Raw genomic sequence first — 21,695 nt, 5'->3', positions numbered from 1 at the left:
CCGATGAGGTCGAGTCCCTCATCGCCGCCGCCATCACCGCAGCCGAGGACGGCACGCCGGTCGGGATGCGCGACATCGCCGTGCTGGAGATGCTCTACGCGACCGGCGCCCGCGTCGGCGAGCTCGTCGGCCTCGACCTGGACGATGTCGACTACGAGCGCCGGATCATCCGCGTGCTCGGCAAGGGACGCAAAGAGCGGATGGTGCCCTTCGGCGGCCCCGCGGTGCGGGCGCTCGACCGGTGGGTCGTCCGTGGCCGCCCGCAGCTGGTCAACGAGTCCTCCGGCCCGGCCCTGTTCCTAGGTGCCCGTGGCGGCCGGCTCGATCAGCGCGCCGTACGAACCCTCGTCCACCGCCGCCTCGCCGACGTCCCGGGTGCCCCCGACCTCGGGCCCCACGGACTGCGCCACAGCACCGCCACCCACCTCCTCGAAGGTGGCGCCGACCTGCGCTCGGTCCAAGAGCTCCTAGGTCACGCCAGCCTGGCCACCACCCAGATCTACACCCACGTCAGCAGCGACCGGCTCCGCAAGGCCTACCGCCAGGCCCACCCCCGCGCCTGACTCGCCGAGACGTCAACCGCGTCGGCCGAGTGTGTAGTTGTGGCCGGTCGAGAAGTGAGTTGTGGGCGACGAAAGTCGAGTTTCGTCGCCCACTACTACAGTTTCGGCCCGCCACTACTGCCGATTCGGCCTACCGGACCGGGTCGCCGCGCCAGAGAGGGAGGAGCCGGACCGGCTGCGGTGCGTCGACGAGCAGCAGCGGGTCGAGGTAGACATTGTCCGCGTTGCGGATCCAGCCCCAGTGCAGGCAGGCGGCCGGGAAGCAGTGGGAGCCGGCGATGCCGAGCCGACCCAGCGGGGCTCCGGCCGCCACCGGATCGCCGACGGCCACGGTGGCCGCGACCGGCTCATAGGTGGTCCGCGTGGCTCCGTGGTCGACGCTCACCACCGCCTTGCCGGCGATCACTCCGACGAACGCGACCGTCCCGGCCATCGCGGCGCGAACGATCGCACCCGGCGCCCCGGCCAGGTCCACGCCGCGATGCCCCGCACCCCACGGAGCATCTGGCGGGTCGAAGCGGCGAACGACCTCCGGCTGGGGTGCCAGCGGCCATTCGCCCTGCGGGACCTCGTCCGCCCCTCCGACCGAGCTCGGACCCTCGTCGTGACCCACAGCCCCACCCAGCGAGGCGCCGGACGGCGCCACCTCGGCACGTGGCGTTCCGAGAGCTGGGCTTGCCGGGGCGATGAGGACGACGAGGAACAGGGCCGCGACGAGGGCGCGGGCCCGGTCGGAGAGGCGGTACGAGGTCATGACGAGCAGACAACCCCGGATCGAGGAACCGCACAACGAGCGGCGTACGTCCTGTGGATAACTCCGACCCGAGACACCCCTGTGGACACTGATCGGCCCGCGCCGGAGCAGGTCACAGCGGATTGGCCCGAGACCCCGGTCGGCGGCTAGTCTTGGACCGGCAGCCCCTTGTGGGCTGACTTCGCACGCCAGCAGACCGCGACGGTGCCTCGCTCCGAGACGCCGGTCGCCCGCGGGCGCGGCCCTCAGTCCCGAGCAGCACGTTCAGGTCGGACCGCGCGCAGGCGTCAGGGCCCATCACCACCGATGGGCGCGAAACTGAAAACCGACCGGCTCGCGCCAACACCCGCCCGACCTCGAGAAACGCAAGGTCGAGCTACCAGCGGTGCACACGCGGGCCAACACCTAGGAGAACAAACATCATGGCAGTCGTGACCATGCGCCAGCTCCTCGAGAGCGGCGTCCACTTCGGACACCAGACCCGTCGCTGGAACCCGAAGATGAAGCGGTTCATCCTCACGGACCGCAACGGCATCTACATCATCGACCTGCAGCAGTCGCTGGCCTACATCGACCGCAGCTACGCCTTCATCAAGGAGACCGTGGCCAAGGGCGGCACGATCATGTTCGTGGGCACCAAGAAGCAGGCCCAGGAGGCCATCGCCGAGCAGGCGACGCGCGTCGGGATGCCCTACGTCAACCAGCGCTGGCTGGGCGGCATGCTCACCAACTTCCAGACCGTGCACCAGCGGATCAACCGCCTCAAGGAGCTCGACGAGGTCAACTTCGACGACGTCGCCGGCTCCGGCCGCACGAAGAAGGAGCTCCTGCAGATGAAGCGGGAGCGCGACAAGCTCGAGAAGACCCTGGGCGGCATCCGCGAGATGGGCCGCACCCCGTCCGCCGTGTGGATCGTCGACACCAAGAAGGAGCACCTCGCTGTCGAGGAGGCCCGCAAGCTCAGGATCCCGATCGTCGGCATCCTGGACACCAACTGCGACCCCGACGAGGTCGACTTCCCGATCCCGGGCAACGACGACGCCATCCGCGCGGTCGGCCTGCTGACCCGCGTGGTCGCCGACGCCGTCGCCGAGGGCCTCATCGCCCGCTCCGGTGGCAAGACCGAGGGCACCGAGGGCGCCACCGCCGAGGAGCCGCTGGCCGAGTGGGAGCGCGAGCTCCTGGCGACCCCGGCTGCCGAGGAGGCCAAGGCCGAGGAGACCCCCGCCGAGGAGACCCCCGCCGCCGAGGCCGCTGAGGCTCCCGCCGAGGCTGCTGAGACCACCGAGGCTCCGGCCGAGGAGACCCCCGCCGAGTCCCCTGAGGCCCCGGCCGAGGCCTGAGCCTCATCGTCCACCCAAGAGCCACTTAACAGTCAGAGGAAGACACACATGGCTTACACCGCTGCCGACGTCAAGAAGCTCCGTGAGCTGACCCAGGCCGGCATGATGGACTGCAAGAAGGCGCTCGACGAGGCTGACGGCAACTTCGACAAGGCTGTCGAGATCCTTCGCGTCAAGGGCACGGCCAAGGCCGCCGCCCGCGCCGCGGAGCGCACCACCTCGGCCGGCCTCGTCGCGACGTCCGGCAACGCTCTGGTCAGCCTCCTCTCGGAGACCGACTTCGTTGCCAAGAACGAGGGCTTCGTCGCTGCTGCCCAGCAGATCGCCGAGGCTGCCGACGCCAACAAGGCCAACGACCTCGAGACCCTCAAGGCCATCTCGCTCGGCGACAAGACGGTCGGCGAGACCGTCGAGGAGCTCGCCCGCACCATCGGCGAGAAGATCGAGCTCGGCCAGGTGGCCTACTTCGAGGGTGAGACCACGGTCTACCTGCACAAGAAGGCCTCCGACCTGCCGCCGAGCCTCGGCGTCATGGTCGCCTACGAGGGTGACGAGGCGGCCGCGAAGCAGGCCGCCCAGCAGGCTGCCGCTCTCAAGGCGCAGTACCTCACCTCCGACGAGGTGCCGGCCGACGTGGTCGACGCCGAGAAGGACGTCCTCACCAAGAAGACGCTCGAGGAGGGCAAGCCCGAGGCTGCCGTCGCCAAGATCGTCGAGGGTCGGATCAAGGCGTTCTTCAAGGAGATCGTCCTGCTCGACCAGGAGTCGGTCTTCGAGTCGAAGAAGTCCGTCAAGCAGGTCCTCGACGCCGCCAACACGCAGGTGAAGCAGTTCGCCCGCTTCGACGTCGGCGCCTGAACCGAGCCTGATTCCGCGCGAACAGCGCGTGATCAGTTAGGTTGAGCAGCAACGTACGACGAAAGGGGCCGGTCCGATGAACCGAATGGTGATCATCGGACCGGCCCTTTCGTACGCCATCCCCACATGCAACACCCCGCAAGACGTCGCCCCAGGAAAGGCCACGGCATGACCCGCTACCAGCGCATCCTGATCAAGCTGTCCGGAGAGAACTTCGGCGGTGGCGAGGTCGGCGTCGACCCCATCGTGGTCGCCTCGATCGCCAAGGAGATCTCCGCTGTCGCCTCCTCCGGCGTGCAGATCGCGATCGTTGTCGGCGGTGGCAACTTCTTCCGCGGCGCCGAGCTCCAGCTGGCCGGCATGGACCGGTCCCGCGCCGACTACATGGGCATGCTCGGCACCGTCATGAACTGCCTCGCGCTGCAGGACTTCCTCGAGAAGGAGGGTGTCGACACCCGGGTGCAGACCGCGATCACGATGGGCCAGGTCGCCGAGCCCTACATCCCGCGCAAGGCCATGCGTCACCTCGAGAAGGGCCGCGTCGTGATCTTCGGCGCCGGCTCCGGCATGCCCTACTTCTCCACCGACACCGTCGCCGCCCAGCGCGCCCTCGAGGTCCACGCTGAGGTCGTCCTGATGGCCAAGAACGGCGTCGACGGGATCTACACCGCAGACCCGAAGAAGGACCCGACGGCGACGAAGTACGATGAGATCACTTTCGGCGAGGCGCTGCAGAAGCAGCTCAAGATCGCCGACGCCACCGCGTTCGCCCTCTGCATGGAGAACAAGATGCCCATCGTGGTCTACGGCGCGGAGGACGAGGGGGCGGTCTACCGGATCGTCCAGGGTGAGAAGATCGGTACGCTCGTCACCGCTGGCTGAGCGGCACGAGCCCACACGCCACCCACAACACAACACTTACGAGCGCACAGGAGCATCCGGTGATCAACGACATCCTCAACGAGGCCGACAGCAAGATGGTGAAGTCGGTGGACTCCACGCGTGAGGACTTCTCCACCATCCGTGCTGGCCGCGCCACTCCGCAGATGTTCAGCAAGATCCTGGTCGACTACTACGGCACTCCGACGCCGATCCAGCAGCTCGCCTCGTTCACCAGCCCCGAGCCGCGGATCATCAACATCGCCCCGTTCGACATCGGCGCGATGGCCAACGTCGAGAAGGCGATCCGCGACTCCGACCTCGGTGTCAACCCGTCCAACGACGGCAAGATCCTGCGCGCGGTCTTCCCCGAGCTCACGGAAGAGCGTCGCAAGGAATACATCAAGCTCGCCAAGGAGAAGGCCGAGCAGGGTCGCGTCTCGGTGCGCCAGGTGCGCCAGAAGGCCAAGCAGAACCTGGAGAAGCTCGAGAAGGACGGCGAGGCCAGCAAGGACGACGTCACCGGTGCCGAGAAGCGCCTCGACAGCCTCACCAAGAAGCACACCGACGCGATCGACGAGCTGCTCAAGTCCAAGGAAGCCGAGCTGCTCGAGGTTTGAGCCTGTGACCCTGCGAGCGAAGCGAGCAGGGTCACAACGCGAAAGATCGAGCGAGCGCACGCCTGAGCTTGCGAAGGCGTGACCGCGTGTCGAGATCCAGCGAGCGACACATTCGCGCGGGCGAGTGACGCGGATCGAGACCCAGAAAAGGACCTGAGCATGAAGGAATCCCTTGTGAGCCAGACGCCGCCGTCTCCTTCTCCTGCTGCTTCCGAGCCGCCGAAGAAGGACTACGGCCGCGCCGGCCGCAACCTCCCCGCAGCGATCGGCTCGGCCGTCGTCCTCCTGGTCGCGATCGCGCTGAGCCTGATGTTCGTGAAGACGGCGTTCATGCTGATCGTCGTCGCGGCGGTCGTCGCCGCGGTCTGGGAGCTCCACCGGGGCCTGATGGCCAAGGACATGGACGTCCCCGAGCAGCCGCTGATGATCGGCGGCACGGTGATGGTCCTGGTCGCCTATTTCCTGGGCTCGGACGCGCTGGTGACGGCAACCGCGGTGACCGCGCTGGTGATCATGCTGTGGGTGCTACGGCGTGGGGTCGACGGCTACGTACGCACGTCGGCTGCCGCTGTTCTCACCCTGTTCTACCTGCCGTTCCTGGGCTCGTTCGTCGCACTCATGCTCGGCGAGGGCGGCGGCTGGACCTCGGGTGGTCTCTCGGATGACGGCGTACGCGGCATCATCGTCTGGGTCCTGCTCACGATCATGTCCGACATCGGCGGCTACGTGGCCGGGGTCCTCTTCGGCAAGCACCCGATGGCCCCGGTGATCTCCCCGAAGAAGTCGTGGGAGGGCTTCGCCGGCTCGGTGGTCTTCACCGTCGCCACCGGCGTCGGTCTGGTCGTATGGCTGCTCGACGGAGCCTGGTGGGTCGGTGTCGCGCTCGGCGTGGTCGCCTGCGTGATGGCTGTCCTCGGCGACCTGGTCGAGTCGGTCATCAAGCGCGACCTGGGCATCAAGGACATGAGCCAGATCATCCCCGGCCACGGCGGCCTCATGGACCGCCTCGACTCGCTCCTGGCGACCGTCGCCCCGGTCTGGCTGATCCTCCACTACGCCGTCTTTTGAGCAGGTTCCAGCCTGATGCTCTTCCTCGTACGCCACGGACGACCCATCCAGGTGCGCGGCGTCGCCGCGGAGCACTGGGAGCTCGACCCGGCCGGGTTCGACGACGTCTGGGCCCTGCGTGACCGGCTCCCGGCCGGCGCCGCGTGGTACTCCTCGCCCGAGCCCAAGGCACAGCAGACCGCCCAGCTTCTCACCGATGGCGACGTCGGCGTGGTCGACGCTCTCCGTGAGCACCGCCGCGGCGAGGCGTGGGTCGAGGACTTCCATGCCACGGTCGAGCGTGCGTTCGCGGAACCGACGGTGCCTGCGTACGACGGCTGGGAGCCGCTCGACGAGTGCCGCGCCCGCGTCACGAAGGCGGTCGCCGGGATCCTGTCGGCGCACGCGGGCGAGGACGTCGTGCTCATCGGCCACGGCACGGCCTGGACCGTCCTGGTGAGCGAGCTGACCGGCGCACCCCCAGATCTCGCCCGGTGGCGAGACCTCGGCTTCCCGGACCTGATCACCGTCGACGCCTGATCGGCCGCAATCACCCCGAGTTCGTCGGGGCAGCGATTCTTTACCAAAGGATGACGTCGTTCGGCGCTACGGTTGAAGAGTGACCCAGCGTCCCGCGGACCTCGACGTGGACCCCGATCCAGACGTCGAGGCAGATCACGGCCCGGAGGAGGAGTCCTCGGGGTCGGGTGGAGTGTGGGCCTGGCTGCACGACTCGCACCCGACCGTGGCGGCCCTGGTCGGGTTCTACATCGGATTGGCGTACGCGATCCTGGTGCCCGGCACTTGGGGCGCGCTGCTGACCTGGGTGGTCGGGCAGGAGCGGGCCGAGGAGCTGTTTCCGTGGGTGGCGCTGACCCTGCTGGTGCCCCTGGCCCTGCTCATCCCGCGCAAGACCCGCCGCTTGGCCGAGTTCGTCTGGCTGGGGATCATCCTCACCGTGCTGGTGGTGGTCGGTGTCGGCTCGCTGGTCTTCTGGATCCTGCTGAAGACGGGCTGACCGGGCGGGCCGGATCCAGGTTTAGCCGTACGCCGCACCACGGTGGGACAATGAAGCAGTGACCGAGCCCCGCCCTGCGAACGTACCGGCCCCGCACAGCCCCGAGGCCGAGGCCGCCGCGATGGAGGGGCGCCGCCTGCCCCTGGTGATGGCGCCGCCCAAGGGCCGCGGGAAGCCGCCGCGCCACCTGGCCGACCTCGACCTGGCCGGCCGTCAGGACGCGGCGAAGGAGGCCGGGCTTCCGGGGTTCCGGGCCAAGCAGCTCTCGGTGCACTACTTCGAGCGGCTGGTCGACGACCCCGAGAAGATGACCGACCTTCCCGCCAGCCAGCGCCAGGAGCTGGTCAACACCTTCCTGCCCGACCTGATGACGCCGATCAGTCAGCAGGAGGCCGACAAGGGCACCACCCGTAAGACGCTGTGGAAGCTCTTCGACGGCGCCCTCGTCGAGTCGGTGCTGATGCGCTACACCGACCGCGCCACGGTCTGCATCTCCTCCCAGGCCGGCTGCGGCATGGCCTGCCCGTTCTGCGCGACCGGCCAGGGCGGTCTCGAGCGCAACATGTCGACCGCCGAGATCGTCCACCAGGTCGTCGTCGCGGCCCGGCAGATGGCCAGCGGCGAGATCCCCGGCGGCCCCGGTCGTCTCTCCAACGTGGTCTTCATGGGCATGGGGGAGCCGATGGCCAACTACAAGGCGCTGATGGGCGCGGTCCGCCGTCTCACCTCGCCGGCCCCCGAGGGCCTGGGGCTCTCGGCGCGCCACGTGACCGTCTCCACCGTCGGCCTCGTACCCCGGATCAAGCAGCTCACCGAGGAGGGCATCCCGGTCACCCTCGCCCTCTCGCTGCACGCGCCCGACGACGACCTGCGCAACGAGCTCGTTCCGATCAACACCCGCTTCTCGGTCGCCGAGACCGTCGACGCCGCCTGGAACTACGCGCGCGTGACGAAGCGCCGGGTCTCCATCGAGTACGCGATGATGCGCGGCATCAACGACCAGGGCTGGCGCGCCGACCTGCTCGCCGAGGTCCTCAACTCCTACGGCGACTGGGGCTGGGTCCACGTCAACCTGATCCCCCTCAACCCGACCCCCGGCTCGAAGTGGACCGCCTCCGACCCGGAGGACGAGCGCGAGTTCGTACGCCGCCTCGAGGCCAAGGGCATCTCCACCACCGTCCGCGACACTCGCGGTCGTGAGATCGACGGTGCCTGCGGCCAGCTCGCGGCTCAGTCGGTGTCCTAGCGCGACACGTGATCGGCCGGCTCAAGCCCCTGGCTCGGGCCGGCTCTCGTGTCCGTGTCGGCCTTGGGTGCGGCGTACTTCCTTCATCTCCGACTCGTAGAGGTGCCGCTTGCCCTCGACGAGAGTGTCGCGAGCCTCCTTCTCCAGCCGCTTGAACGTGGCGTAGTAGCCGTCGTCGTACTCCTCGACGATCTGAAACGTCCACCTGCCGTCGAGCACGTTGCGTCCTACGAGCTCGCGCTCGAACCTGTCCGCCAGCTCGGCGTGGCCGGCCTCGCGCAGCTGCTCGACACCCTTGCCGAGGGTGAGGTCGGCCGTGCCGGTGATGCGATGCATCGCATACAGATGACCGCGGGCGATCTCGATCGCTTCGAGTGCCTCGCTGATGGAGCCGAGCGCCTCGACGGTGAGGTCGTCGACGCCTTCGGGCCGGATGTGCTCCTCATCGGTGGTCATGCCGCGATCGTGGCAAACGAGCGTGCGGGCGGCAACCCACGTACGCGAACCGGGCGCCATGGTGCCCGGTCCGCGTACGTCCCCCTTTTCACGATGCGTGTCAGCACATCGCGAGCCTGCGAGCCTAGGAACGGTGGCTCACCGGCTTCTGTCGCCGGCCGAGGTGCGGCGACAGATTTCTGAGAGTCATGCGGCGTTTCCGCTGATGACACCGCCCGGACTACCTGTCGCCCGGCACGGAGTTCTGGCCACGGGAGGTTCACCGACCGGTCAACCAAGTCGGGGGTGACGTTGCCGGACGGCGCTCACGATCAGGAACATGAGCATCAGCCTCGATCGGGTCCCGCTGGTCGCCGCCAACTCAGAGCCGCTCCGTGTCCTCATCGTCACGGAGTCGTTCCTGCCCCAGGTCAACGGCGTGACGAACTCCGTACGCCGCGTGCTGGAGCATCTCGCGATCGATGGCCACACCGTCGAGGTCGTGGCCCCCACCGGGCCCACCGAGTATGCCGGATTCCCGGTGACCCGGACCCGGGGCGCGACGTTCTGGGTGTACAAGGACTTCCGTGTCGGCCTGGAGACGCGGCGCAAGCTGCGCGCGGTGATGCGCCGGTTCAGCCCCGACGTCATCCACGTCGCCTCACCCGCGCTGCTCGGGCGGCAGGCGGTGCTGGTGGCCAAGGAGCTCGGCATCCCGAGCGTGGCGATCTACCAGACGGACCTGGTCGGCTTCTGGGACAAGTACAAGGCGGTCGGCGGCCCGCAGGCAGCGGCGATGCTGACCCGTCAGGCCCACTCGGCCGCCGACCGCACCCTGGCACCGAGCTCGTCGGCCCTGACCCAGCTCGAGGGTCTCGGCGTACAGCGGACCGGGCTGTGGCCGCGAGGCGTCGACGTCGAGCTGTTCCACCCGAGCCGCATCGACCACGACCTGCGCGCCCAGCTCGCGCCCAACGGGGAGACCATCGTCGGGTACGTCGGCCGCCTCGCCCAGGAGAAGGAGCTGCACCTGCTGGCTCCGCTCGCGCACAACCCGGCGTACAAGGTCGTGCTCGTCGGTGGCGGCCCGCAGGAGCGCGAGCTGCGCCACCTGCTCCCGAACGCGACCTTCATGGGCGTGCTGCAGGGGGAGGAGCTCGGAGCTGCGTACGCCTCCCTCGACGTGTTCGCGCACACCGGCTCCCACGAGACGTTCTGCCAGGCGGTCCAGGAGGCGCTCGCCTCCGGGGTCCCGGTCGTCGCGCCGCGCTCGGGCGGGCCGCTGGACCTGGTCGCCGACGGCGTCACCGGGTTCTTCTACGAGCCCGGCAGCCGCGACGACCTCGGCTCCCACGTCGCGCTGCTCCACAACGACCCCCAGCTGCGGCTGCGGATGGGGCGCGAGGCCCGCAAGAGCGTCGCGCACAAGTCCTGGGGCGCAGTGAACGCCGCCCTGGTCGACCACTACCGCGACGTCATCCGGGCGCGCCGGCTGCGATGACGTCGAGTACCTCCTCGTCGGTGTCGACGAGGTGGACGTGTCCCTCCATCGCTCGGCCCCGGGCCAGGGCCTGCAGGAGCGGCCAGACCGGCAGTTCCTCGGTCCAGTAGCTGCGCCCGACCAGCACCATCGGCGCGACCGCGCTCGCGTCGGCGTAGTAGTTCTCGCAGGCGTCCTGGAAGACCTCCTGCACGGTGCCGCCCGCACCGGGTAGGAAGACGATCCCGCCGTCGCAGACCTCCAGCAGCACCGCCTCGCGGGTGGCGTTGCGGAAGTACTTCGCGATTGCCCCGGCGAACACGTTGGGCGGCTCGTGCCCGTAGTGCCAGGTCGGGATCCCCAGCGACCTTCCGGGCTTGCCGTCGACCTGGTTCCGTACGTCGAGAGCCACCTGCGCCCAGGACCGGATCGAGGGCCGGAACGACGGCACCGTGGCCAGCGACGCGAGCGCATCGTCGAGCGCCGTCTTCGGCGCCCCGGCGAGGAAGGCGCCCAGGTTGGCGGCCTCCATGGCTCCTGGGCCGCCGCCGGTGGCGACGACATGACGGCTCGCCATGTGCTGGGCGAGGCGGGCGGCGGTCGCGTAGCCCTCCTCGCCGCGCCGCAGCGCGTGCCCGCCCATCATCCCGACGATCCGCGTACCCTCGTCGCGTCGCGCCCGCACCCATGCCTCGAGCGCGGCGTCGATCGCGTGGTCGTGGAGGGTGATCGCGAGCTCGTCGTCGGCGTCGAGCGGCTGCTGCAGCCAGGCGTACGCCCTCGCATCCAGGCTCCGCGCATAGACCGGGTCGTCGTAGAGCTCATCGGCGGTGTAGAGCCGGGAGCGGTAGACATCGACCGGTGCCTCCGGGATCACCGGCATCACCAGTGCGCCCTCGTCCTCGGCGTAGTCGCCGTCCCCGGGTGCGAAGGTGCACCCGAGGAACGTCGCCCCGGCCAGCTCGGTCTCCCGCAGGGCCGAGGAACGCGAGCTCAGGTCCAGCGACCGCAGCCGCCACCCCTTCAGGCTCCCCGCACCCGCCGCCAGATGCCCGTCGAGCTCCTCCACCGACTCGATGTCGACATGCCGTCCCCGGTGATGCTTCATACCGAGAAACCTACCGACTCACAGTGGCCAGGAGACTCCGGTCAGGCTCTCGGACTCGGTCCACAGCTTGCGGGCGAGCTCGGGGTCGGAGGCGACCGCGGTACGGCCCACGAGCGTCGGACTGCCGCGGTACTCGCCGAGCCCGTCCGGCCCGACGTAGCTTCCAGACGGCAGGTCCTGGCTGGCTGCGTACAGGGTCGGGAGGGCGCCCGCCTCCGCGGACTGCGCGACGACCCGGTTGCCGATCGCCATGAGGGCGTGCTTGAGCGCGTTGCCGGTGTGACCCTGCAGGTTGGTCGCGGCGTAGCCCGGGTGGGCGGCGTACGCCCTGAGCCCGGTGCCCTCCAGGCGTCGCTGGAGCTCGAGGGTGAAGAGCAGGTTGGAGATCTTCGACTGCCCGTAGGCCCTCTCCGTGCGGTAATCGCGCCGCTCCCAGTTGAGGTCGTCGAGGTCGAAGCCGCCCCAGCGGTGGGCCGAGGAGGCGACCGTCACGACGCGGTCGGTGATGTGGGGGAGCAGCAGGTTGGTGAGCGCGAAGTGCCCCAGGTGGTTGGTGGCGAACTGGCTCTCGTAGCCGTCGGTCGTGAGGCGCTTGGGCACCATCATGATCCCGGCGTTGTTGATGAGTACGTCGATCTCGCCCTCCCACTGCTCGGCGAAGTGCCGCACCGAGCTGAGGTCGGCCAGGTCGAGCGCCCGCACCTCGGCGCCGCCACCGATCGTGGCGGCCACCTCTTCGCCGGCGGCGACGTTGCGTACGGCCAGGACGACGCGGGCGCCCTTCGCGCTCAGCTGGGTGGCGGCGACGCGGCCCAGGCCGCTGGTCGCGCCGGTGACGATCACGGTGCGGCCCTCGAAGGACGGCAGCCGCTCGGAAGTCCACTTCTGTTCAGTCATGACTCCAATCTAGGCGCTGCCAAGAATCTTGACAATGTCTAAATCGGTGAAATCTCGATAAGGTGTGCCTGATGACCGAGACGATGACCCGCTACCACCACGGCGACCTGCGCGCCGCGGTGCTCCGCCGTGCGGAGGAGGTGTTGCGCGAGTCGGGCACCGACGCGCTCTCGCTGCGCGGCATCGCCCGCGATCTGGGCGTGAGCCACGCCGCGCCGAGCGCCCACTTCCGCGACAAGAACGCGCTCTTCGACGCGCTCGCGGTCGCCGGATTCCGGCGCCTGGGCGAGGTGATGGACGCCGCGTTGGCCACCCGCGGCTCGCTGACCGACGACCTGGTGACCTTCGCCTCGGCCTACCTGGAGTTCGCCACCGACAACCCGGCGCTGCTCTCGGTGATGTTCGCGCGCAAGCACAGCGAGACCTCCGGCGCCGAGATCGCCGAGGCCGTCGCCGCCGCCTTCGCCCACCCCACCGCCCTGCTCACCGAAGGCCAGGCCCGTGGTGAGGTCGTCGACGGCGACCCCGAGGTCATCGGGGTCACCGTCCTGGCCGCGATCCAGGGCCTGGCCACCTTCGTCGGCTCCGGTTTCGTGACGCCCGAGCAGTCACAGCGGATGCTGGAGGACGTCGTCGCCACTCTGATGCGCGGCCTGGCCCGCTAGATGCGCCTTCTTCGCGCGGTGGCGGCGCGCAGCGTAGTCGTGGAAGTGGGGATCGGCATCGCGATCCTCTGCACCCTCCTGCTGCTTGCCGGGCTTGCTATCCGGGCGAGCGTGGATGAGAGCAGACAAGCGGAGCGCGCTGTCGTCACGGACCAGAAGGCGCTCGAGGTCTGGCGTGACAAGCTCGAACCCCACCTTGTGCAGATCAACTCGATCCCGACGCCTGACGGGCTCCGCTGGCGGCAGGATGCCGTGGTGGGCGAGTGCGGCATCGACGAGTCGGACCACCATCTGGTCCAGGTTGGTGCGTGGTTCGCGTGGGAGGCGACCGAGGAGGTTGCCTTCGATGAGGTGAGCGAGGCGGGAGCTGCCGGATATGTCGAGATCCTCGACTACCTCGCTGACCACGGATGGCGGATCAGCGAGCGGGAGAATCTGAACGGCATGGTCTCCGGCGCCAACCGCGACTTCGACTCCGCCGATCTGGAGCATCCCTCGGGCGTCACGATGCGTACGCAGCTTCTCGGCAACTCGATCTTGGGTCACCTCTTCTTCAAGGGAGCCCCCAAGGTCTGCTCCTTCAGCGGCTGAACCGCCGCGCTGTGCTGCCAGGAGTGCGTCATTGCGTACTCCTGGCAGCACATGGCGGGCTCAGAAGGCGTGCGCCATCAGGTCGGCGTAGACCTCCTGCTCGTCGACCTCCAGACCTCGGGCCTGGAACCACTTCGCGACGTTGGTGATGTCGCGGAGCAGGAAGTCGAAGCCCAGCGGGTTGCCGACCAGGTCGATGATCTGAGGGAGGTCGATGATCACGAGCCGGTCCTGCTGGGCCAGGATGTTGTAGGGCGAGAGGTCACCGTGGACCAGGCCGGCCTGCACCATCGTGGCCAGCGCGTCGACGAGCCCGTCCCACCACATCTCCAGCACGTGGTGCTCCGGCCGGGTCTGCGCGAGCCGCGGCGCCGTCTCGAGCTCACCGTTGCCGTCGTCGACCGCGATCCACTCCATCAGGATCTCGGTCCCGTCGATCTGCACCGGATAGGGCACCGGGAGGCCGAGGTTCCAGCAGCGTACGAGCGCGTTCCACTCGGCGTTGGCCCACTCGGCCTTGGCGACCTCGCGGCCGAAGGTCGAGCCCTTCTTCAGCGCGCGCTCGTCACGGGAGCGCTTGACCGAACGGCCCTCGGTGTAGCTCGCCGCTCGGTGGAAGGTGCGGTGGTCGGCGTCGCGGTAGCGCTTGGCGACCATCAGCGCCTCCTGCTCCGGGAAGAGCGGGTCGGCCCGTACGACCAGGAAGGCGTCGGCCTCCTTACCGGTCTTGAGGATGCCGAGCTCGGTGTCGATGGCGCCCTGAGAGGTCACCACCCAGTCCGGGCGCGGCTCCGGTCCACGAGAGAGCGGCTCCACGGAGAGCCAGGTGGACCAGCGTTGTCCGTCGTCCAGGTCGTCGTAGGCCTGGAAGTCGAAGACGAAATTCGGGTCGATCCTCTGGAGAGGATCAGCGGAGATGTTCTCCTGAGTCACTTCGGGTGCTCCTGATGCGAGAGATGTGGTCTGTGGGCAGGCACAGGACAACGACAGTCATGGTCTGCTCCTCTCGATCAGGGGCGCCTTATGGACGAGGATCGCCGGTCGCGCTCCATGGTGGAGGACCGCGACCGGCGTACGCAACAGGTTTATCGGGCCCTCAAGGGGCGACGAGCCAGAGATCGTCGTCGCCGAGGACCAGGACACGTCCGTCGTCCAGCCCGAGGGAGGCGACCCCATAGGGCGCGGCGAGCTCTGCCGACTCCTTGCCGGAGGCTGCGTCGACGTAGGTGTGCGTGTACGTCGGTACGTCCCGCCCGATGGCGAGTCCGGCCAACGCCTGGGGCGCATTCTCGTACCGGTCGATGACCGGACCGCTGACCTCGATGCCGGGATAGATCTTCTTCGTCTTCTCGAGCGCGTCGTGAGAGGTTCGGGTCAGCTTCTTGGTCCACAGACGCTTCCCAGTGGTGGGGGAGTACGCGGAGACCTGGTCGGTCAGCGCGAGCACGACCGCATCCGGTGTCGGCGACAACTGCGTCCGATCCGATTCCGAGGTCGGTCCGGTCCGAACCCGGAAGCTGGTGGCTCGTCGACCCTCGAGGTCGGCGGTGACGACGTCGTAGGCGTCACCGGAGGGATTGGTGACGTAGATCCGGTTGGTGAACACGTCGACCTTCGGGTAACCGAGGTCCGGGCAGGGTATGGAACTGGTCCAGGCTTGCTCGCCCGCTCGGACGGCGTCGAAGGTGCAGGTGCCGTCCTTGCGTGTCATGCCCACGAGCAGGTCACCGACCTGGGCTGCGACATCGTCCATGACCTCGACAGACGGGCCGAACGGCTTGCCGTCACGTACCTGGAAGGCCACACGTTGCTTTGAGTCGGTGCCTGTCGGGATCGTCGGGGCGCGTTGCACAGACGGGTGGTCCTCGACGGAGTCGGTGCCGATGAACGCCGGTGTCCAGAGGTCGGGCGATTCGCGTCTGGTTCGTGACGTCTCTCGACCCGAGGCGTCGAAATGAACTGTGACGCACGTGCCCTTCGCCGAGCATGCGATGGCATCGAGTTGACCGTCGCGGCTGATGGCGATCGGCAGGTAGAGGTCGTCCATTCTCTGGTGCCACGCCTCTCTGCCGTCCCGGTCGTACATCGCGATGCTCTCGATGTCGACGACCGCAGCGTGCCCGCCGTCCCCGATGTGTGCCCAGGTGCCGTCCTGGTACTCCTCGGTGACTGTCTTCCCGGTCGCCAGGTCACGAATCGTGAGCTGGTCGTCTTCATAGGTGTAGATCCGGTCCCGTACGACAACTGCCTCGTCGGCGTCGTGGTCGACCTCCGTGTGCCACACGACGTCTCCGGCGACCAGGTCGTGGGCTCGCCAGTGGCCGATCCCGACGAGCAGCGCCCCGACGCCGACCAGCACGCCAACAAAGACGAGCACCTTCTTGGTGCTGGACGAGACAGCCATGGTTCCCCCGAGATCCCGGATCCGACAGCGGCAGCGTAACGCCCGGGCACGGCGGTGATGACGAAGGTGCGGACCAGCGTCGAGCCGGGCCGCACCTTCGCACCGAGTCTCAGCAGACCGAGTCGGTCGGTTTCGGGTTGGTGAGCCCGAACAGTGGCCGCAGCGTGAGCCCGGCGAAGGTCCCGGCGATCGCGGTGAGACCCCACAGCCAGCCGTGCAGGCTCATCGAGGCGATGCCGGAGAAGTAGGCGCCGATGTTGCAGCCGCCGGCGATCCGAGCGCCGTAGCCCATCAGGATCCCGCCGATCACCGCGCCGACGGCCAGCTTCAGCGGGATCCGGCGGTGCAGCAGCCAGGCGCCGGCGGCCGCGGAGGCGAGCAGTGCCCCGAGGACGATCCCGAGGTCCATGATCGAGGTCTTCTCGACGAAGATGCCGGCCTGGTACTTGGCCAGGTTGGCGGGGTCCTGCCAGAAAGCCCAGGACAGTACGTCGACGCCGACCGCGTCGAGGATCTTGGACCCCCACAGGGCGAAGGCGAAGGTGATCCCCCAGGGGCTCCCGGAGAAGTAGAGGGTCAGTGCGTTGAGCAGGGCCAGGCCGATCGCGCCGACCCACAGTGGCCAGGAGCCACGCAGCGCCCGCGCGATCCCGGTCGCGACGGGTGCCCGGTCCACCGGCGGCTTCTCCCGCCCGCGGCCGACGAGGTACGTCACCGCGACCACGAGGCCGATGATGACCAGGGTGGCTGCCCAGCCACCGGCGTACCCACCGAAGGTGACCGCGAGGTCGACCGGCTCCTGTGCGGGCAGCCCGTTCCACCACGCCAGCGAGAGGGCGCCCAGGAGGGAGCCGACGATGAAGCCGCCCAGTGTCAGCAGGATGGCGCTCTGTCCGCTGCCGACCGCGAAGAGGGTGCCGGAGGCGCAGGCGCCGCCGAGCTGCATCCCGACGCCGAAGAGGAACGCGCCGACGAAGAGCCCGAAGCCGATCGGCGCCACCGCACCGGCCGCCGGGACGCCCTGGTAGGTCCACTGGTTGGCCAGGATCGGGGCGAACAGGGTCACCGCGATCGCGAGCATCAGCATGTGGGCCCGCAGCGAGGTGCCCTGTCGCACCGATACCAGCTGTCGCCAGGCCGAGGTGAAGCCGAAGCGGCTGTGGAACAGCACGAACCCGAGCGACACCCCGAGGGCGAACAGGATCGCGGGCAGCGTGCCCTTCTGGAGCAGCACGAAGGCGCCGAGCGCGATGGTCGCGAGAACGCCGACGACGATGACGCGTACCTGCGCCGGCGACTCGGTCTCCGACGGCGGAGCCTGGCCGATCGAGAGATCGGGGGAGATGCCACGACCTGTGCCGAGGCGATCGAGAAGAGACATGGTGGGGACCTTTCTGACGTGGGCTAACCGGTGGGGAGGCTGATCCGGGTGACCGTGCCGCCGGGGAACCAGGAGACCGTCGTCTCGTGGCTGCTGTGGCCGGGCTCAGCAGGCATGTACGCAGCCCGCGAGGCGGCATAGAAGGCGGACTCGCCGCGCGCGTCGGCGCCCTCCCGGGCACTGCGCCAGGCGAGGTACGCCGACCCGGTCGGCGCCTGTTCGGGGAAGTACTCCGCCAGCGTCTGGCTGTAGCGCTGCGCCGCCTCGTCGCGGATGTCGAAGTCGAGCGGGATCACCGCGCCGGTGGTCGAGTCGACCACGCCGGGGGAGAGGAGCCAGGGTGCCAGCCAGACTCCGTCGGAACGCAGCGCCTGCTTCTCGACCGGCAGGCTGGAGACCGCGGCGAGACGCTCCGCGGCCGGCTGCCAGCCGGTGACGACGACCAGAGCGCTGCGTGAACCGGGGCGGGCCGAGGGCGCGACGACCTTGACGCCTTTCCCCGCCGCCAGGTGGCGGACGAGCCTCGAGGCGGCCCGCGATCGGGGAGAGGAGTCGGCGGAGAGCGCGACCTCCTCGACCCCTCGGGACGCCAGGGTCGTGACGATGCTGGTCAGTCCGGCACGGTCGGCGTCCCGCAGCTCTGCGGCAGGACACGAGGTCGGCGCCTTGCCACCGGCCAGGACCGCGGCGGTGGCGGCCTGGAGGCACTCGGGACCGTCCGGCCCGGCCCATAGTGCGTCGGCCGACCCCGAAGATCCGGTCTCCAGCATCACCGGGATCCGGTGCTCGGGTCCGTGCGCGACCAGGACGGTGGGGTTGCCCGTGGGTAGGTCGACGACCGCCCACAGCCCGTCGGCGCCGGGTCGCTTGGTCGGCTCGACCGGCGCCGCACCGCCGTCGACCTCGACGGTCATCTCCTCGTCGGCCTCCTGGTGCGCGTGGCCCTTCAGAGGCAGTGCATCGACGCGTACCAGGTTTCGGCCGGGCAGTGCCGGCGCCACGGTCACGGTGAACACCAGCCCGTCGTGCTCCATCCTCTGCACCGACGGGAAACCGGGCCGGCGCTCGCCGCCGAGCACCTGCTGCGGGGTGGCCTCCGCGACCGCGCGGGACCACCGGGATGAGTCGTCGCCGGAGCCGCCCGGGGTGCCGGCGTACAGGACATAGCCGATGCCCCCGACGGCGAGCAGCACGGCGAGCACGAGCACGCCGGCCCGGCGGGACCGCAGGATGCGGTCCCGCCAGACTGGGCTGTTGCCGAGCGGGTTGTCGCCGAGCGTCACTTGATGTCCGCGTCCGCGGTGACGAAGAGCATCGAGTGCGGCTTCGCCGGGCCCCAGGCACCGTGCGGCCAGGACTCCCGGTTGAACTCGATGCAGGTGTTGCCGGTGTTCTCGTCCCGGAACTCCTCGTCACGAGTCAGCTTGCCGTCCTCGATGTCGACCAGGCACAGCCGGTGGTCACCGTTGAGACCGGTGCGGGCAACGAAGTAGTTGGAGTACGCCAGCCGCTTCACGTCCGTGGTCTCGTGGTAGTAGCCGTCCGAGCCGAGCTCGAGGTTGTCGAGCGCGCCCCAGTGCGGGCCGCCGGGTGCCTCAAGGGTGTCGACGACCGCCGGGCAGTCGCTCTCGGCGCCACCGGAGCGGCTTTCCTCGAGCGTGTCGATCCGGCAGGCCGGGTTGTCGCCGGAGGCGAGCAGCTTCTGGATGTCCAGCGTCAGGATGTACGGCTTGGAGCCCTTGTCGTCGCTGGTGGCGCCTCGACCAGCGACCGCGTGGTAGAGGTACTTGTCGTCCAACGACGTCTGGATCCAGGCGCCGTTGCTGCCGCCGCCGTAGGCGTCGCTGGCCGGGTCGACCTGCTTGTTGGTGACGCCGAGGTCGAAGACCTGCTGCCACTTCGGCTCGTCGACGGTGATGTCGGGCGTGTAGTAGATCGCCCCGCCCTGCATCGTCTCGGCGAACGCGCCCTCGTGGCCCGGGCGGTTGGTCACGGTGACCTCCATCGCGGCCCGCGACTCCTCGTGGTGCGCGACCCGGCCCTTGCGGGGTCCGTCGGGCAGGAACGTCACCGACTTCAGCTTCGGCTTGTCCTGCTCGGAGATGTCCCAGAACCTCACCGTCGGCCGCCGCAGGTAGGACGAGAGCGGCTGCACCGGGTTGAGGATGATGTTGCGCGGCTCGTTGTAGTCGCTGGTCACGAGTGTGTCGAGATCCTCGCGGGCCTGGACGCCGTGCGGGTTGGCGCAGGTCGGCAACGAGAGCAGCGGGATGCTGTCGCACCTCTGCTCGGTCTCGGCCTTCGTGGTCGCGGCCGGCGCCTCGGCGATCGTCTTCCCGTTCGCGTCGAGGCGGACCAGCTCACCGGGCGAGCCCGCGAACCCGTTGCCCACTCGCACCGAGCCGTCGGTGTACGTGCACGGGCCGGGGACGTCGGGCCCCGCCCATGTAGGTGCCGTAGGCCTTGTGGTCCTTGGTCACCCAGTAGGCGTCCGGCACCGACCCGCACAGCGTGTCTGTGGGCAGGTTGATCCCCTTGAGCTGCAGCTTCGGGAGCTGAGAGGTGTCCAGGACGTACGTCACGTCGGTGAAGAGACCACCGGCGAAGATGTTGTCGCCCTTGTGCCACAGGTACTGCATGTGGTGGGGCTCGTTCTCCACCAGCGGTCCGACGGTCACGGTGTTGACGACCTTGCCGTACGACTTCGCGCCCTTGGTCACGTCGACGACGGCGAAGAAGTCGGGGCCGATGAGGTTCTTCTGCCCGATCAGGTCCAGGCCGATCGACTTGGGCAGGTCGAGCAGCTCAGAGCCGGACTTGTCCAGAATGTTGTTGTCGCCGGCCCACACGACCAGGTACTTGTGGCGCAGGCCGTCGTTCTCGACGGTGCCGCCGGAGTCGCTGCCGCCGAGGCCGAGATTGATCAGCGCCTGGTCGACGCCGAGCTGCTGGAGCAGGTTGGGCGGCAGCAGGCTGGAGTCGACGTGGTTCTTGATCCAGTAGTTCTTGCCGTCACGGCCCGCGACCGCATCCTTGTTGGTCAGGATGTCGCTGCCCGTCTTCAGCTGCGTCAGCAGCTCGCCGATCCCCTTGTCGCTGGTCACCGGGGCGTCGTCCTCGGCCACGGCGGTCGAGGGGGTCAGGGTCAGCACACCGGCTGCGACGACAAGAGCGGCGGCTGCGGGAAGCAGTCTTCTGCGCCGGGGTCTGTCGGCATGAGATCTGGTGTTGTGGCGTTGCAGGATCACTGCGGTACCTCCGAGATGAACTCTGAATAAGTCTTTCCCAATAAAACAACTAGAGTTTCCTGAGAATGGCAAGAGAGTTACAACGGGGTCTCGAAAGACGACAATGCCGCTCCAGGTATCCCGGAGCGGCGTCGTCGTGCGGGTGGGGTCAGTGACCGCCGACGAGGGGCGCGACGGCCCGGGCGACCAGGGAGCCCTTGCCGGTGGCGGTCTCCTCGGCGTCGGCCATGGTCATCGCGCGCAGGCCGGCGTTGACGCCGAGCCAGCGCAGCGGCTCCGGCTCCCAGCGGGGTGAGACGTGACCGACCCAGGGGAGGGCGGTGAGATCGGACTCGGTGCCGAGGACCAGGTCGCGCAGCGTACGGCCGGCGAGGTTGGTGGTCGCGACGCCGTCGCCGACGTAGCCGCCGGCGTGCGCGAGGCCGCTGGCGGGGTCGTAGCCGACCGAGGCGTGCCAGTCGCGCGGGATGCCGAGCACCCCGCCCCATCGGTGGGTGACCTTGTGGCCGCGTACGGCCGGGAACATCTCGATCAGGGTCGCCAGCAGGCGACGGTGGGTGCGCAGATCGGAGGCATCTCCGTGGGTGATCTTCGACCCGAAGGAGTACGGCGCGCCGCGCCCGCCGAAGACCAGCCGGTCGTCCGCGGTGCGCTGCCCGTAGATCAGCAGGTGCCGGCCGTCGGAGAACGTCTCGCGCTCCTCCAGGCCGATGCTCGACCAGACCAGGTCTGAGAGTGGTTCGGTGGCGATGATGAGGGAGCGCACCGGGATGACCTCGCGCTCGAGGCCGGCCAGCGTCGGGGTGTAGCCCTCGGTGGCGCGTACGACGACGTCGGCGGTGACCACGTCGTTCTCCGTGCGCACCTGGTGCGGCCCGATCGTCGTGACCCGCGTCTGCTCGTAGATCGTGACGCCGCGGGCCTCGACGGCGCGGGCCAGGCCGCGGACGAGCTTGGCGGGATGGAGCGCGGCGCAGTCGGGGGTGTAGGTCGCGCCGAGGGTGCTGGTCGCGGCGAGCCGCTTCTCGGCGGAGGCCTGGTCCAGCAGGGAGATCTCGGCCTCACCGAGCCCCCAGGAGCGGGCGTGCTCGACCTCGTCGCGGGCGCGTTCGAGCTGGGCGGCCGTACGGGCCACAACGACCGTTCCGCCCTTGGCGA

Annotated in this window: 23 protein-coding genes; 12 read left to right on the top strand and 11 right to left on the bottom strand. The window is 69.0% G+C overall.

Annotated elements, in window-relative coordinates; translation table 11 throughout:
- A partial coding sequence (locus tag AB0F44_RS29420) for a tyrosine-type recombinase/integrase (protein ID WP_357360804.1) occupies positions 1-563 on the top strand: 563 nt, incomplete at its 5' end.
- Between the two features lie 130 nt (positions 564-693).
- Here AB0F44_RS29420 and AB0F44_RS29415 read toward each other — a convergent pair.
- Positions 694-1,317, bottom strand: a complete 624-nt coding sequence (locus AB0F44_RS29415; RefSeq protein WP_357360802.1) for a M23 family metallopeptidase — start codon at positions 1,315-1,317, stop codon at positions 694-696.
- 422 nt (positions 1,318-1,739) lie between these two features.
- Here AB0F44_RS29415 and rpsB point away from each other — a divergent pair, with 422 nt between their 5' ends.
- The 8 genes from rpsB to rlmN all read left to right on the top strand — a co-directional run bounded on the left by rpsB (position 1,740) and on the right by rlmN (position 8,328).
- Positions 1,740-2,660 carry a 30S ribosomal protein S2 gene (rpsB, locus tag AB0F44_RS29410; RefSeq protein ID WP_357360801.1) on the top strand — a complete coding sequence of 307 codons (921 nt, stop codon included), beginning with the start codon at positions 1,740-1,742 and terminating at the stop codon, positions 2,658-2,660.
- 48 nt (positions 2,661-2,708) lie between these two features.
- Positions 2,709-3,518, top strand: coding sequence for a translation elongation factor Ts (gene tsf / locus AB0F44_RS29405; protein ID WP_357360799.1), 810 nt, complete (start codon positions 2,709-2,711; stop codon positions 3,516-3,518).
- Positions 3,519-3,686: 168 nt separating this feature from the next.
- Positions 3,687-4,400, top strand: a complete 714-nt coding sequence (gene pyrH / locus AB0F44_RS29400) for a UMP kinase (RefSeq protein WP_350661715.1) — start codon at positions 3,687-3,689, stop codon at positions 4,398-4,400.
- 62 nt (positions 4,401-4,462) lie between these two features.
- A complete protein-coding gene (frr, locus tag AB0F44_RS29395; RefSeq protein WP_357360808.1) occupies positions 4,463-5,017 on the top strand; it encodes a ribosome recycling factor in 555 nt (184 codons plus the stop codon).
- Between the two features lie 159 nt (positions 5,018-5,176).
- Complete coding sequence (locus AB0F44_RS29390) at positions 5,177-6,085, top strand: phosphatidate cytidylyltransferase (protein ID WP_357360797.1); 909 nt, start codon at positions 5,177-5,179, stop codon at positions 6,083-6,085.
- 15 nt (positions 6,086-6,100) lie between these two features.
- A complete protein-coding gene (locus AB0F44_RS29385) occupies positions 6,101-6,604 on the top strand; it encodes a histidine phosphatase family protein (protein ID WP_357360795.1) in 504 nt (167 codons plus the stop codon).
- A gap of 79 nt (positions 6,605-6,683) precedes the next feature.
- Entirely contained in the window at positions 6,684-7,082 is a 399-nt protein-coding gene (locus AB0F44_RS29380) for a hypothetical protein (protein WP_357360793.1), read from the top strand.
- A 121-nt stretch (positions 7,083-7,203) separates the two neighbouring features.
- Entirely contained in the window at positions 7,204-8,328 is a 1,125-nt protein-coding gene (gene rlmN / locus AB0F44_RS29375; RefSeq protein ID WP_357360806.1) for a 23S rRNA (adenine(2503)-C(2))-methyltransferase RlmN, read from the top strand.
- Positions 8,329-8,349: 21 nt separating this feature from the next.
- Here the strand turns inward: rlmN and AB0F44_RS29370 are convergent, their stop codons facing one another.
- Positions 8,350-8,784, bottom strand: coding sequence for a hypothetical protein (locus AB0F44_RS29370; protein WP_357360791.1), 435 nt, complete (start codon positions 8,782-8,784; stop codon positions 8,350-8,352).
- 319 nt (positions 8,785-9,103) lie between these two features.
- Here AB0F44_RS29370 and AB0F44_RS29365 point away from each other — a divergent pair, with 319 nt between their 5' ends.
- The gene (locus AB0F44_RS29365; RefSeq protein WP_357360789.1) at positions 9,104-10,264 is read left to right on the top strand and encodes a glycosyltransferase family 1 protein; all 1,161 of its coding nucleotides are present in this window, start codon (positions 9,104-9,106) and stop codon (positions 10,262-10,264) included.
- On the opposite strand, the gene AB0F44_RS29360 is transcribed toward AB0F44_RS29365, so the two are convergent.
- Together AB0F44_RS29360 and AB0F44_RS29355 are read right to left on the bottom strand one after the other, a co-directional pair.
- On the bottom strand, positions 10,239-11,351 hold the full coding sequence (locus tag AB0F44_RS29360) for a Rossmann fold nucleotide-binding protein (protein WP_357360788.1): 1,113 nt from the start codon (positions 11,349-11,351) through the stop codon (positions 10,239-10,241). The two genes, AB0F44_RS29365 and AB0F44_RS29360, sit on opposite strands and share 26 nt — an antisense overlap.
- A gap of 18 nt (positions 11,352-11,369) precedes the next feature.
- Positions 11,370-12,248 carry an oxidoreductase gene (locus AB0F44_RS29355; RefSeq protein WP_357360786.1) on the bottom strand — a complete coding sequence of 293 codons (879 nt, stop codon included), beginning with the start codon at positions 12,246-12,248 and terminating at the stop codon, positions 11,370-11,372.
- 71 nt (positions 12,249-12,319) lie between these two features.
- On the opposite strand from AB0F44_RS29355, the gene AB0F44_RS29350 reads away from it, so the two are divergent.
- Positions 12,320-12,913, top strand: a complete 594-nt coding sequence (locus AB0F44_RS29350; protein WP_357360784.1) for a TetR/AcrR family transcriptional regulator — start codon at positions 12,320-12,322, stop codon at positions 12,911-12,913.
- Positions 12,914-13,504, top strand: coding sequence for a hypothetical protein (locus AB0F44_RS29345; RefSeq protein ID WP_357360782.1), 591 nt, complete (start codon positions 12,914-12,916; stop codon positions 13,502-13,504).
- A 60-nt stretch (positions 13,505-13,564) separates the two neighbouring features.
- Here the strand turns inward: AB0F44_RS29345 and AB0F44_RS29340 are convergent, their stop codons facing one another.
- From AB0F44_RS29340 to AB0F44_RS29310, 7 genes are all read right to left on the bottom strand, one after another.
- A complete protein-coding gene (locus tag AB0F44_RS29340) occupies positions 13,565-14,437 on the bottom strand; it encodes an RIO1 family regulatory kinase/ATPase (protein WP_350661686.1) in 873 nt (290 codons plus the stop codon).
- A 163-nt stretch (positions 14,438-14,600) separates the two neighbouring features.
- The gene (locus AB0F44_RS29335) at positions 14,601-15,908 is read right to left on the bottom strand and encodes a hypothetical protein (RefSeq protein WP_357360780.1); all 1,308 of its coding nucleotides are present in this window, start codon (positions 15,906-15,908) and stop codon (positions 14,601-14,603) included.
- A 109-nt stretch (positions 15,909-16,017) separates the two neighbouring features.
- Positions 16,018-17,289 (bottom strand): YeeE/YedE family protein, encoded by a 1,272-nt coding sequence (locus AB0F44_RS29330; RefSeq protein ID WP_357360778.1) that lies wholly within the window; start codon positions 17,287-17,289, stop codon positions 16,018-16,020.
- 23 nt (positions 17,290-17,312) lie between these two features.
- Positions 17,313-18,572: a hypothetical protein gene (locus AB0F44_RS29325; RefSeq protein WP_357360776.1), complete on the bottom strand. Its 1,260-nt coding sequence runs from the start codon at positions 18,570-18,572 to the stop codon at positions 17,313-17,315.
- Positions 18,569-19,687, bottom strand: a complete 1,119-nt coding sequence (locus AB0F44_RS29320; protein ID WP_357360774.1) for a hypothetical protein — start codon at positions 19,685-19,687, stop codon at positions 18,569-18,571. The genes AB0F44_RS29325 and AB0F44_RS29320 overlap by 4 nt, the downstream gene beginning before the upstream one ends.
- A complete protein-coding gene (locus tag AB0F44_RS29315; protein WP_357360773.1) occupies positions 19,650-20,441 on the bottom strand; it encodes a hypothetical protein in 792 nt (263 codons plus the stop codon). The genes AB0F44_RS29320 and AB0F44_RS29315 overlap by 38 nt, the downstream gene beginning before the upstream one ends.
- A gap of 244 nt (positions 20,442-20,685) precedes the next feature.
- Positions 20,686-21,695 (bottom strand): FAD-dependent oxidoreductase (locus AB0F44_RS29310; RefSeq protein WP_357360771.1); only part of this gene is annotated, 1,010 nt, incomplete at its 5' end.

Origin of the sequence: Nocardioides sp. NPDC023903, assembly GCF_040639295.1 — a bacterium.
In the GTDB taxonomy this organism is placed as follows: domain Bacteria; phylum Actinomycetota; class Actinomycetes; order Propionibacteriales; family Nocardioidaceae; genus Nocardioides.
The sequence above is the reverse complement of the archived record's forward strand: the minus strand, read 5'-3'. Positions and strand labels throughout refer to the sequence as shown.

Coding starts and splice junctions, on each gene's coding strand:
- AB0F44_RS29415 (WP_357360802.1), bottom strand. CDS start 1,317: ATGACCTCGTACCGCCTCTCCGACCGGGCCCGCGCCCTCGTCGCGGCC.
- rpsB (WP_357360801.1), top strand. CDS start 1,740: ATGGCAGTCGTGACCATGCGCCAGCTCCTCGAGAGCGGCGTCCACTTC.
- tsf (WP_357360799.1), top strand. CDS start 2,709: ATGGCTTACACCGCTGCCGACGTCAAGAAGCTCCGTGAGCTGACCCAG.
- pyrH (WP_350661715.1), top strand. CDS start 3,687: ATGACCCGCTACCAGCGCATCCTGATCAAGCTGTCCGGAGAGAACTTC.
- AB0F44_RS29390 (WP_357360797.1), top strand. CDS start 5,177: ATGAAGGAATCCCTTGTGAGCCAGACGCCGCCGTCTCCTTCTCCTGCT.
- AB0F44_RS29385 (WP_357360795.1), top strand. CDS start 6,101: ATGCTCTTCCTCGTACGCCACGGACGACCCATCCAGGTGCGCGGCGTC.
- rlmN (WP_357360806.1), top strand. CDS start 7,204: ATGGAGGGGCGCCGCCTGCCCCTGGTGATGGCGCCGCCCAAGGGCCGC.
- AB0F44_RS29370 (WP_357360791.1), bottom strand. CDS start 8,784: ATGACCACCGATGAGGAGCACATCCGGCCCGAAGGCGTCGACGACCTC.
- AB0F44_RS29365 (WP_357360789.1), top strand. CDS start 9,104: ATGAGCATCAGCCTCGATCGGGTCCCGCTGGTCGCCGCCAACTCAGAG.
- AB0F44_RS29360 (WP_357360788.1), bottom strand. CDS start 11,351: ATGAAGCATCACCGGGGACGGCATGTCGACATCGAGTCGGTGGAGGAG.
- AB0F44_RS29355 (WP_357360786.1), bottom strand. CDS start 12,248: ATGACTGAACAGAAGTGGACTTCCGAGCGGCTGCCGTCCTTCGAGGGC.
- AB0F44_RS29350 (WP_357360784.1), top strand. CDS start 12,320: ATGACCGAGACGATGACCCGCTACCACCACGGCGACCTGCGCGCCGCG.
- AB0F44_RS29345 (WP_357360782.1), top strand. CDS start 12,914: ATGCGCCTTCTTCGCGCGGTGGCGGCGCGCAGCGTAGTCGTGGAAGTG.
- AB0F44_RS29335 (WP_357360780.1), bottom strand. CDS start 15,908: ATGGCTGTCTCGTCCAGCACCAAGAAGGTGCTCGTCTTTGTTGGCGTG.
- AB0F44_RS29330 (WP_357360778.1), bottom strand. CDS start 17,289: ATGTCTCTTCTCGATCGCCTCGGCACAGGTCGTGGCATCTCCCCCGAT.